Origin of the sequence: Okeania sp. SIO2C2 (assembly GCF_010692625.1) — a bacterium.
GTDB lineage: Bacteria > Cyanobacteriota > Cyanobacteriia > Cyanobacteriales > Microcoleaceae > Okeania > Okeania hirsuta.
Genome location: NZ_JAAHGM010000007.1, coordinates 103,194 through 115,243, shown reverse-complemented (window position 1 = coordinate 115,243; position 12,050 = coordinate 103,194). Strand labels below are relative to the sequence as shown.

Below are 12,050 nucleotides of genomic sequence, written 5' to 3'. Positions count from 1 at the left end.
TCCTACCAAAAAATGTCTAAGTACCATTATTTATTTTCTGGAGATGTCTATTTGAGAAATGACTCAGCATTGATGGTAGGTATTCCTGCACATAACTTTTCCGGCGTTGCTGATTTGAGGTATGATATCATTCAGGATAAGAGGGCGAGCAAAAAACTTTCTCCTTCTACTCGGGGTTTCTTATTCTTTCTCCCCTCCTGACTCCTAACTTCCCCTCCAGGGGTGTGGGGTGGGTTGACTCCTAAGTAATTAGGATTAATATCATACACGTGCTTCAGCAACGCCACTTTTCCAAGTATTTTCACAAAGCAGTTCATTAGACATCTGGTAAAAATCAAAAATCAAATCAATTCTCACACATAAATTATCAATTCTTTCTCCCTACTGCCTACTTCCTACTGCCTACTTCCTCATTTGGTGGAGATGTCTATTTTCAACAAAGCCATAATTAATTATTAGACATCTGGTGAAAAAGATATAAACTTTTTGCAAGAGTAGGGAACAGGGAAAAGCGGTGCGACCCCCCATCGGCGACACACGCATCTGGTAGCGCACTTCTGTGAGGGAACAGGGAACAGGGAATAGATTTTCACACCTAAGATACGAAAAATGATTTTGTAAGTTACTGTTACAACTCTAGCTTATCTTAAATAAAAAGCAAGTTTATTTTCTGGAGATATCGGCGTTGCTGATTTGAGCTATGATTTGTATTTTTTGGCGATTGCTAAACTATATTAATGACAAATATTTGAGATTCTTCAGTTTTTATTTTCATACCTTGATTCAGCAACGCCGAGATATCTATTAATTGTTGACCCTTCCATGATAAAATTCAAATTACTGACTCCTAATTTTTTAACTACCAAAACTTCATGTCTGACAAAACTTATGAATTAATTCTGCGAAACAGTCGCTTATTGCAACCAACTCAACAAACAGAAATAGTAGATATCGCCATTGATGACAGTAAAATTGTTGCTATTTCTAAGGATATTCCAGCTTTTGCATACCAAGAACTTGACCTTCAGGGAAAATTAGTCAGTCCACCATTTGTCGAATCTCACATTCATCTAGACTCTGCTCTCACTGCTGGAGAACCACGATGGAATCAAAGTGGAACATTATTTGAAGGTATAGAAATTTGGGGCGATCGTAAGCAAGAGTTGACACTAGAAGATGTGAAAAAACGTGCTATTGACACTCTTAAACTCCAAGCTAGACAAGGAGTATTATTTGTTAGAACCCACATCGATGTTAGTGAACCAAAACTAACAGCATTACAAGCACTTTTAGAAGTCAAAGAAATTGTCAAAGATTGGATGGCTTTACAAATAGTTGCTTTTCCCCAAGATGGTATTTATAGTAAAGATGAAAACCTCTCACTTTTAGAAAAAGCTTTACAATTAGGAGTGGATGGTGTGGGTGGAATTCCTCATTATGAATTTACGAGGGAAGATGGGGTAAAATCTGTGCATAAAATCTTTGAATTGGCAGAAAAATATGACTGTTTTATCGATATTCATTGTGATGAAATAGATGACGACCAATCACGTTTTTTAGAAGTAGTTGCTGCTGATGCTATTAGAACAGGTTTAACTTCACAAGTGACTGCTAGTCATACTACTGTTTTTGGCTATTATAATAATGCTTATGCTTTTAAATTAATGAGTTTATTAGAGAGGTCTAAAATTAATTTTATTGCTAATCCTTTAATTAATATTACTCTTCAAGGTCGTACTGATACTTATCCTAAAAGACGGGGTGTGACACGAGTAAAAGAGTTATGGGAACGAGGACTAAATGTTAGTTTTGGCCATAATTGTGTGCAAGATCCTTGGTATAGTTTGGGTACTGGTAGTATGTTAGATGTGGCTTATATGGGCGTACATATATGTCAGATGACTGGAATGGCAGAAATTGATGCTTGTTATCAAATGGTTACTTGGAATGGTGCAAAAACTTTAGGAGTAGAAGATGGGTATGGAATTAAAGTAGGAAATCCAGGCAATTTGATAGTTTTAGATGCGGATAGTTGTTTTAATGCAGTTAGGAAACGTGCTACTGTAAAATATGTATTTTGTCAGGGTAAATTATTGGCAGAGACTATTCCGAAAACAATTAAATTTACTTCTTTTACTTAAGGGAAATATTTTTGATTATACTGTAGTTCTTGTGTAATGAAAAAATCAAGAAATAGACTAAAAAAATCGTGGTAAAACTACTTAAAAAAAATGGATAATTTATCATCAATTATCCATTTTTTATGATGAGGATTTCCTGATCAACTCTCAAAGCCTTTGTTTGTAAATTATTTAGCCTTTTTTAGAAAAAAAAAGAATGCAATTTTTTCGCTCCAAAAAGCTGAAAATACTCAAACTTTTAGCAAACCTAGATAGACAGAAACCAGACCATTATTCCTGCCTTCCTATTCCAGATTTATGAGGTATAAAACCTGACTTATAACCTCTACAAAAATACTTTTTCAGCAAACCCTAATTACTAATTTAATTATGAAAAATATCGAAAAATATGTGGAATGTACGGCAGAATTAATCAATTTACCATTACAGCCAGAACACCTTCCCGGTGTAGTAGAAAATCTAGAAAAAATTGCAGCGATCGCTCAATTAGTCATAGACTTTCCCCTGCCACCAGAAATAGAGCAAGCACCAAAATTTGACCCAGAAAAATTAGGGAATTGATATGGCTACAAAAACTAGTGGTGGTGGATTGTAATGGTCGTGCATTGTAATTATTTTTGTTACCAGACACAGCAGTAGGAGCATCTTGCTCCCGTACTCGCGGGCAGGACCCGCACTAGACATTGTTCATCTGCGTATACCATTACTATGCAGAACTATCCAAAAACTTTTTTACTTTTTTACTTTTTTACTTTTTTACCTATTAAACCAAAATGACTATCAAATTTAATGAAATAGATGCAATAGCGATCGCCACAGCCATCAAAACAGGCGAAATCACAGCTCAAACCATAGTAACTAAATGCTTACAACAAATTAACCAGCACAACCAAACCCTCAACTGCTTCACTGCTATTACTGCAGAAACCGCACTTAACACTGCCAAACAAATAGACACAGAAATTGCTCAAGGCAAAAATCCTGGTATCCTAGCAGGCGTGCCCTTTGCAGTCAAAAATCTCTACGACATCGCAGGTATAATAACTCTCGCTGGAGCCAAAATAAACGCCGAAAACCCACCCGCAACAGTAGACGCAACCGCCGTAGCTAAACTCAAACAAGCAGGTGCCATCCTAGTTGGTGCCCTCAATATGGATGAATACGCCTACGGTTTTGTCACCGAAAATAGTCACTACGGCGCAACACCAAACCCTCACGACCTCACCCGCATCTCCGGCGGTTCCTCCGGTGGCTCTGCTGCTGCCGTTGCTGCTGGTTTAGTACCCATAACCCTCGGTTCCGATACCAACGGTTCTATCCGCGTGCCAGCCTCCTTATGCGGTGTATTCGGATTTAAACCCACTTATGGGCGTTTATCACGAGCAGGCGTTTTTCTGTTTGCCAATAGTTTAGACCATGTCGGACCATTTGCTCGTTCTGTAAGAGACATCGCAACAGTTTATGATGTTTTACAGGGGCCAGATATTAGAGACCCAGTTTGTACCCATCGTACTCCGGAAGCTTGTTTGCCTCAACTCAATCACAATATTGAAGGTTTACGCATTGCAGTTGCTAACGGTCACTTTGCCACAGGTGGGGAGCCAGAAGTTTTCGCAGCAGTGGAACAGGTGGCGACAGCATTGGGAGTAACTCGAAGGGTGACGATACCGGAAGCACACCGAGCTAGAGCTGCTGCTTATATTATTACTGCTACGGAGGGAGCTAATTTACATTTGGATAACTTACGCACTCGCCCCCAAGATTTCGACCCGGCAACTCGCGGTCGCTTTTTAGCTGGCGCTTTAATTCCGGCAGACTGGTATATTCAAGCTCAACGTTTCCGCCGTTGGTATCAAGGTTGTGTTGGAGAAATATTTAAGGAAGTAGATATTATTCTGGCTCCCACTACACCTTGTGTTGCGCCACTATTGGGGCAGGAAAAAATGACTATTGCTGGGGAGGAAGTGTTGGTGCGTCCGAATTTAGGTTTGTATACGCAACCTTTATCTTTTATTGGGTTGCCAGTTTTGTCAGTACCCATCCGTCGTACTAACGGTTTACCTTTGGGAGTACAAATTATTGCTGCACCTTATAATGAAGCATTGATTTTACAGGTAGCAGCAGCGTTGGAGATGGAACAGTTAGTAGGACTAAGTTCATAGTTTTGGGGAACTAGGAAACACAAATTCATCTTAAAGTGTATCTCAATTAGACATCTAGTGGTGGTTTATTCTACAATGCGAATGGTAGTGCACCAGGTTTCGGAGATGGCGCTCAATTTGCTACTCTCCTTGGTAGTCCGGATTTGACGACAGATAATTTCGTTCTCAGATAGTATGTCTACGTAGTTTTTAGCAATAGTGGAACTATTGGGAGATAGAGAAGACAAGGGAGACATAGTTATCAAAAAACTTTTTGCTTCTTCTGGAAGGCAACTCGCTATTCTCTATCTTTTTCCTGTTTTTGGTTTCCTGTAAATCTGGTTAAAACCACGATTTTCACATTGCTAGTTTACGAAGTATGGCGCTAGGCAAAACAACCACATTGCCAGTACTGTACCGTAGTACGTATACAGCAGCAATCCACGCTTACGGTGCTAATTGCCACTACCTTCTCCGGCCAAAAGATTATTGAGGCTACTTTTTAAGTTTTTGGTTAATTATAACACATTTTTTTGACACCGAAATTTTACTATAATTTATAAGTTATACCAAATCCGATTACTATAGACCACAATATATTATTGAGAAAAGCTTGATATATATGAATTGTAGTTAACTTATTTGTGGTCTAGCTAAACTGGATTTGGTATTATTAAGTAGTTGACTACTCCAGGAACTAAAGTCACGGAAATTCTTAGAATAAATATTGATTATTTGACTAAAAACATTGATGTATTTGCCTCTTATTTAAAAAATAATTAGGCTATTTTTGAACTAAAAAAATGTTTAAATATCACTCATTAAACTTAAAATCTTAGCTTAAAGGTAGAAAGCAAAAGTTATATCATGTCCGGTAGCATCGGTATTGTATAGCAAGGGTAGGGAACAGGGAACAGGGAACAGGGAACAGGGAACAGGCAAGAATACTTAAGAGCAAGAAAAAAACTTAAATTTCCTGTAGATATTCACCTTTGGGTTTACACGAACGATACCAGCGGACATGATATTATTTATTCCATTAAAAAGTAAAAAGTTATATAATATCAATACCCAGAATAATTATCGAATTGACATTATAATATTTTTATTACTGTAAACTAAGGCAGCCTAATTTAAAGCCAAAATATTGAATTTCAAAGAGTATAAATCCCTTGAGAAATAAAACCAGTCTCATAGGTCACTTTATTTGAGTTTTTACGGCCTACACTTTCATCCTTTATCAACAATTAATGGGAGGGTTGAGAAGAGGTTATGCTAGTCAAACGTTGACAAATTTTACTGAAACTTTAGAAGCGTTTGTTACAGAAATTTCTTACAACTTTTTTTGTTTGCTGCAAGAGCATCAAGATGTTTTTGCAGAGCATAAAGCGAATCTGGGATTTGTTTGGGGATAGACTCAGGTATAATCTACTTGTGATCAAAGATTGAAATTATTTTATTTTACTTTTTTCCAAAAGTCCAGGTATCATTGATAGTCAATCAGTAAAAACCACAGAGATTGGTTGTAGTGCGTTAAGAAAGTGGACATTGGTGGCGGAGGATGTATAGCTTGTCAACTCGTACCATTTTTTTCTTTTAATTCTACTCATATCATAATCTACACTATCTGTCGCCATTGTTGAGATAATTGATATAAATCTGTGAGTTTAAACCATACTTAGTATAATTAATATTTACCCACCTGAATATTTTAAGTGTAAGTCCCACTAGATTAATGCTCAAAAAAGAATTAAGAAGCTCGCTGTTAAAAAAACGTCAGTCTATGTCGGAGACAGAATGGAGGGAAAAGAGCGATCGCCTTTGCCACCACTTACAAAATTACTCCCTATTTCAAAAAGCTCAAACTGTTTTAGCCTACTTTAGTTTCCGTCAAGAAGTAGACCTTAGTTTATTATTTACAAATAATCGAGAAAATTCAACAGTTTCTAATAAAAATTGGGGATTTCCACGGTGTGTCAAAAAAACTCTATCTTGGCATATTTGCCAACCTGAAAGTTCTTTACAAAAAGGCATTTATGGTATCTTAGAACCAGAATCAAATGCACCATTATTACATTCATCAGAAGTAGATTTAATTTTAATTCCTGCTGTTGCTTGCGATCTAAATGGTTATCGTTTAGGCTATGGTGGTGGTTTTTATGACCGGATGTTAAGTTCTGAAGAATGGGCATCAAAACCTACTATAGGAATTGTATTTGAATTTGCTTATTTACAACAATTACCAATAGATCCTTGGGATAGACCTCTAAGTGCCGTTTGTACAGAAAATGGTGTAAAATAGATAGTGTATAATAGGCAATAGGCATCTTCATGGAGGAGTCAGGAGTCAGGAGTCAGAAGTCAGGAGTTAGGAGTTAAGAGGAAAAAAATAAGTAACAAAAGAAGAAGAAAGTTTTTGTTCGTGTAAGCAGAACGGAGTTCTATATAAGTCCAAGTAGTGTCATAATTAACTTATTTGCTCAATGACTATATGTTAGTTCCTAAATTGAAAATTTTTTCCTTCTTCTTTATTGTTTGTTATTTCTTGGTGACTCCTACTTTAGCAATTCAGACAAAAGATGGTACAGTTTATTTTGCTCAACCACCTCGCCTAGTTAAGGCAGTGACTACCCGTAGTGAAACCTATGTTTGGAGTGCAACCTATTACTTTACTCTCAGTTTATTGCCTGATGCTAGAGTGCCATTGGAACGAGTAACAATTACCAAAACTGAAGGATCTGGCAATATCCGATATAACCCAAAGAAAATTATTGCCTTTGAAGGAACTCATCGCCAGAAAGGACAGCAACTGGCAGTCGAAGAAGTGGCGGTCGTTCGGGAAACTAATACTGTCTCAGTAACCTTTAACCCTCCAGTACCTCCAGGCAAAACTTTTACTATAGGTTTGCGTCCAGTGCGGACTCCTAAGTATGGGGGTATATATTTATTTGGGGTGACAGCTTTTCCTGTGGGAGAAAAATCATCTGGTCATTTTCTTGGCTATGGTAGACTTCATTTTTATGACAGTTCTAATAGTTATGATTAAAAGATATTACTAAAAATTATAGAATGGTGAAAGCAGTTATCTTATTATCAGGAGGATTAGATTCCTCAACGGTTTTGTACCAAGCAAAAGCAGATGGTTGTCAATGTTATGCTATTTCTTTTGACTACCAACAACGCCATCGTCGAGAATTAGACTCAGCCAAAAAAATTGCTGAAAGTGTGGGTGTAGTAGAACATCATGTTGTTAGTTTTGACCTCAGACTATGGGGAGGATCAGCATTAACTGATAATCAAATTGATTTACCAAACGATCGCTCTGTTGAGGAAATGTCGCAAAATATCCCTATTACTTATGTTCCAGCGCGTAATACTATTTTTCTGAGTTTTGCCCTCGCTTATGCTGAAGTTGTCAATGCGAGTCGGGTTTATATTGGGGTGAATGCTTTAGACTATTCGGGTTATCCTGACTGTCGCCCAGACTATATTCAGGCCATGCAAGAAGTGTTTCGCCTGGGAACTAAACAGGGGAGGGAGGGTGAAGCGATCGCTATTGTTTCTCCACTTATTGATATGAAAAAGACCGAAATTATTCAATTGGGTAATAGTTTAGGAGTACCTTGGGAGAAAACTTGGTCATGTTATGCAGGTGAAGAAAAACCTTGTGGTGTATGTGATTCTTGTCGCTTGCGGTTAGCTGCTTTCCAGGAGTTGGGATTAACAGATCCATTGTCTGATTAAAAATCTTTGTTCATAGTAGTACGCGCTGGTATATTTACAAATTGCCGGAATGGCTAATTGCTGATTATCTGTATCTAGTCAGCTTTTTTCCTACTCCCTGAATGTAGCGCTATAGTTCCTGTTTCATGGAGTAGGTAGTTTTGTTGCGAATATCGCAATAGAAGTTTTTACTTACAGCGGTTTTCATTTCGGTAGACCACACTAGGGACCTTCCATGGAAGGTCTCTACTGGGTTTTGATTGTGACGTCAGGTCCTCAATCAGCAAAAGCGCTGTAGGAATTTCCCAGAAATCAACTATCTGAGAGTATTAAAAAATAAAAACAAAAAAAATATAGGCGGATTAACTAATTGAATCTGTCAAATTCTACCAATTTCCCTTAAAATTTTATTAACGGCTATTACAATTTTATTAAAAAATAATACTGTTTTAGATTTTTGTGTTTTAATTTTTCTCTTTTAAACACAAAATAATTCTTCAACTTTACTATCACTAAATATTGTAATTGTCAAGAGAAAAACTTTTATAGTATTTGAATTATGGAATGGCAAGAAAATTCTGGTAATTGGGTACTAATACCTTCTCACCCCAAAGCAGTCATACATTTTTTGGGAGGAGCGTTTGTTGCAACTGCACCCAATGTAACTTATCGGTGGTTATTGGAAATGCTAGCAAATCAAGGATATGCAGTAATAGCGACTCCTTTTGTCAATACTTTAGATCATTTAGCAATGGCTAAAAATGTTCTCAGCAGTTTTGATAGCTGTCTCAATCTTATTTATGCTCAAAGAATACTGCGAAAAAAAAGTCTACCTATATATGGCATTGGGCATAGCATGGGATGTAAGTTACATTTACTGATAGGTAGCTTATTTTCTCTAGAAAGAGCTGGAAATATTTTGATATCTTTTAATAATTCTGCAGCTCGTGATGCAATACCCTTGGTGGAACAGATATCTCCTGTGATGAAAGTAGAATTTACTCCATCTCCTAAGATTACAAACCGCCTAATTCAAAAGCGTTATCAAATTCGGCGCAATTTATTGATTAAATTTAAAGACGATGATATAGATCAAACTCTTCGTTTGAGTGATTTGTTGAGATTACGTTTTCCCGATCTGGTGACAGTTAAAAGATTAAATGGAAATCATTTAACACCTTTGGGCCAAGATATAAATTGGCCTGTAGGAAAAGTATATACTCCTATAGATGCGATCGGTCAATGGCTCAAACAAGAAGTTTATCGAGACCTCAATCAACTTAAACGTGAAATTTTGCTTTGGCTCAATCCATTGGCACAAATCTCATAGCTTTACACTCACACATTTTAGATTTAGCTGTTACTATCAGAAGTTTGATTTTGTTCTTTGGGGCATGGCCAATAATCTTTACTAATTAACAAACAATTCCGATTTTCGGATGTACTACGGGTATAACTAATATTGTCTGCTATGGCATACATAAGTTTTATACCCCGTCCACCAGGAGCAAATATATCTGTTTGAGCTGGTTGTGCTTTTAACCATTCTTCCAAGTCAAAAGGCGGACCACAATCCCAAATTCTAATTTCTGTGTGGTAACTGAATATTGTAACTTCAATGTCTATAAGTGTTTCTCTAGATAAATCTCTATGGGCATGGCGGGCTGCATTAGTAAAACCTTCAGCCAAAGCCAGCTCACACTGTAGCCAAACTGTTTTCGGAATAGCTGCTTGATATAATTGTTCAAACCATGACAAAACTTTGTCGTTTTCTCTAAGGTCTGAACTAACTTGTAAAAAAGCACTATGTTTCGTAGGTAATTTATCAGATCCTTTGACTTTATTCACACTTACTGTCTTAAATTTATTACATAATATTTTAGATATATCCTAAGCTATATTGTAAAGTATGTGTATAAAATTTATGTAAATAATTTAAAAAAATGAAGAAAGTTGATGAAAAAAGGGATTCGATCCCAATGTAAGATTGAAGACCACTAATTTTTAAAAGGCGTGGGAGAATTAAACCCAATATCTGCAAAATGAAGGAATTAAGAAAAGAAAAAAAATATTAGCACTTTACTTATATCCTTCCTCCTGCTTCATTCAAATGAAGCGAGTGAAATAAAAACTCCTGTTGGTCTTACTCACTTTTATGTTGGCTTTAGCCGAAACAGTGAATTGTTTAACTGAGTGCATGATGTATAAAATTTTGGTTATTGATGATGATATTGCCATTCAGGAATTGCTCAAAAGAGTTCTCCAGAAACAGGGTTATGAAGTGACGGTAGCAAGTAATGGTGAAGATGGTTTTCAACAGGCACAAAATTTACAACCTGCTTTGATTATCTGTGACTGGATCATGCCACGACTCACAGGAATAGAGGTATGCAGCCGAGTTAAAACAAATTCTGAGCTATCTACTACTTTCTTCATTTTATTAACTTCTTTAGGAACGGTTCAAGATCGAGTTAAAGGTCTGGACGCAGGTGCTGATGACTTTATTTCTAAACCAATAGAAATGAGTGAATTGACTGCCAGGGTCAGAGCAGGGTTACGATTACATCAGCTATCTCAAGACTTACAAACCCAAAAGCGACTATTAGAAGCAGAATTAGCTGAAGCTGCTGATTATGTGCGCTCTCTTCTACCAGAACCCTTAATGGAACCAGTAAAAGTTGAATCACAGTTTATTCCTTCTCGCAAATTAGGAGGAGACTGCTTTGATTATTATTGGCTGGACGACAATTACTTAGCTATGTATTTACTGGATGTAGCTGGCCATGGTTTACGGGCGGCACTTCCTTCTGTGTCAGTTTTGAATTTATTAAGGTCGAAGGCAATACCGAATATAGATTACCATCAACCTAGTGATGTACTTAGAGCTTTAAATAATACTTACCAGATGACCTATCAAAATGACAAATACTTTACAATCTGGTATGGGGTGTATAATCGCTCTGAAAATCAACTGGTATATGCAAGTGCAGGTCATCCTCCGGCTGTTTTAATTTTAGGTAATGGTCAGTCTAGTCAGGTGAATAAGTTGAAGACTCCAGGAATGCCTATTGGTATGTTTCCAGATGTGACTTATGTTGATGATTCTTGTGTAGTTGAGAAGTTGAGTTCTCTGTATATTTTTAGTGATGGTGTTTATGAAATTCCTCAACCTGGAGGAGAAATCTGGGGTATAGATAACTTGATCGATTTAATTTTAGAGTACCATAAATACGGTTATTTTCATCTAGATAAGATATTAAACTATGTGCGAGATTTGAATTGTGGTCATGCCTTTAGTGATGATTTTTCTTTACTAAAAATTATTTTTGGTTAGCTTGCTGATATAAGCTAAGAGACATTTAGTTTTTATGTTCTTTGTTAAGGGTTAAGGGTTCCCTTTGATCAAGAGGTTCTATAGTTTAAATGTTCAAAAGCTTATATCAGGTGTGATAAATTTTTGTTAAAAATACTTAGGGTGTTTGTAGTAGTCTATCAAGATAGTTTTGAGGGGTCATATTACCCAAAAAACATTACCCAAAAATCGCAGTTACAAAAATCTATCCATCACTTCAAAGTTGACAGACCACTAATAGTTTGCAGATATGCCTTCAGTAAAATCTGCCTTTAGTAACATCTTTGATTATGTAGAAACAGCTAATTTTTTTGCCAATATCTGTCGAAAGCCAAATGGTCAATTAATTTATATTGGTGGTCAAAAAGCTAATCCTGAAAATGCTATTAAGATACCTGCAATAGCTGAATAGGGAACTGGATATGTTGCTGAAAACGGAAATATTATCTATATTGTAACAGGTGCTACTTTAAGTATTGTAGAAAATGGTAAGACTATCAGTGAAGAACAAATAACCAATGTGTGTAGTCAATTTTTTGAAAAAGTATGTCAAGAGAGATAGTAGCTCTATTGATTTTTATTTCAAGAAAGTTTAATTCGCCTCCCTTGCCAGATATGCTTTTTATTGAATCATAGAAATTTAATTATTAAATTTTGCTTCTATGTTGTATCATGGAATCCATTAATTAATTT

At 36.5% G+C, this 12,050-nt stretch carries 12 protein-coding genes; 10 read left to right on the top strand and 2 right to left on the bottom strand.

What is annotated here, in order from left to right; translation table 11 throughout:
• Positions 1-131 precede the first annotated feature (131 nt).
• Complete coding sequence (locus tag F6K18_RS07015) at positions 132-281, bottom strand: hypothetical protein (RefSeq protein WP_287519728.1); 150 nt, start codon at positions 279-281, stop codon at positions 132-134.
• A gap of 591 nt (positions 282-872) precedes the next feature.
• Here F6K18_RS07015 and codA point away from each other — a divergent pair.
• The 8 genes from codA to F6K18_RS06975 all read left to right on the top strand — a co-directional run bounded on the left by codA (position 873) and on the right by F6K18_RS06975 (position 9,335).
• Positions 873-2,141, top strand: a complete 1,269-nt coding sequence (gene codA, locus F6K18_RS07010) for a cytosine deaminase (protein WP_287519726.1) — start codon at positions 873-875, stop codon at positions 2,139-2,141.
• Between the two features lie 369 nt (positions 2,142-2,510).
• Positions 2,511-2,702 (top strand): DUF4089 domain-containing protein, encoded by a 192-nt coding sequence (locus tag F6K18_RS07005; protein ID WP_124147341.1) that lies wholly within the window; start codon positions 2,511-2,513, stop codon positions 2,700-2,702.
• A gap of 212 nt (positions 2,703-2,914) precedes the next feature.
• Positions 2,915-4,303 (top strand): AtzE family amidohydrolase, encoded by a 1,389-nt coding sequence (locus tag F6K18_RS07000; RefSeq protein ID WP_287519725.1) that lies wholly within the window; start codon positions 2,915-2,917, stop codon positions 4,301-4,303.
• Between the two features lie 1,229 nt (positions 4,304-5,532).
• Positions 5,533-5,697 (top strand): hypothetical protein, encoded by a 165-nt coding sequence (locus F6K18_RS06995; RefSeq protein WP_287519724.1) that lies wholly within the window; start codon positions 5,533-5,535, stop codon positions 5,695-5,697.
• A 320-nt stretch (positions 5,698-6,017) separates the two neighbouring features.
• Positions 6,018-6,584, top strand: coding sequence for a 5-formyltetrahydrofolate cyclo-ligase (locus F6K18_RS06990; RefSeq protein WP_287519722.1), 567 nt, complete (start codon positions 6,018-6,020; stop codon positions 6,582-6,584).
• A 189-nt stretch (positions 6,585-6,773) separates the two neighbouring features.
• Positions 6,774-7,328: a DUF2808 domain-containing protein gene (locus F6K18_RS06985; RefSeq protein WP_287519721.1), complete on the top strand. Its 555-nt coding sequence runs from the start codon at positions 6,774-6,776 to the stop codon at positions 7,326-7,328.
• A gap of 26 nt (positions 7,329-7,354) precedes the next feature.
• Positions 7,355-8,026, top strand: a complete 672-nt coding sequence (gene queC / locus F6K18_RS06980; protein WP_287519943.1) for a 7-cyano-7-deazaguanine synthase QueC — start codon at positions 7,355-7,357, stop codon at positions 8,024-8,026.
• A gap of 538 nt (positions 8,027-8,564) precedes the next feature.
• Positions 8,565-9,335 carry a DUF1350 family protein gene (locus F6K18_RS06975; RefSeq protein WP_287519719.1) on the top strand — a complete coding sequence of 257 codons (771 nt, stop codon included), beginning with the start codon at positions 8,565-8,567 and terminating at the stop codon, positions 9,333-9,335.
• Positions 9,336-9,358: 23 nt separating this feature from the next.
• Here the strand turns inward: F6K18_RS06975 and F6K18_RS06970 are convergent, their stop codons facing one another.
• Positions 9,359-9,853 (bottom strand): ATP-binding protein, encoded by a 495-nt coding sequence (locus F6K18_RS06970; RefSeq protein WP_287519718.1) that lies wholly within the window; start codon positions 9,851-9,853, stop codon positions 9,359-9,361.
• A gap of 352 nt (positions 9,854-10,205) precedes the next feature.
• Between F6K18_RS06970 and F6K18_RS06965 the strand changes: the two genes are divergently transcribed.
• Both F6K18_RS06965 and F6K18_RS06960 read left to right on the top strand, forming a co-directional pair.
• Positions 10,206-11,339, top strand: a complete 1,134-nt coding sequence (locus F6K18_RS06965; protein WP_287519941.1) for a PP2C family protein-serine/threonine phosphatase — start codon at positions 10,206-10,208, stop codon at positions 11,337-11,339.
• Positions 11,340-11,607: 268 nt separating this feature from the next.
• Positions 11,608-11,769, top strand: coding sequence for a hypothetical protein (locus tag F6K18_RS06960; protein WP_161564718.1), 162 nt, complete (start codon positions 11,608-11,610; stop codon positions 11,767-11,769).
• Positions 11,770-12,050 lie beyond the last annotated feature (281 nt).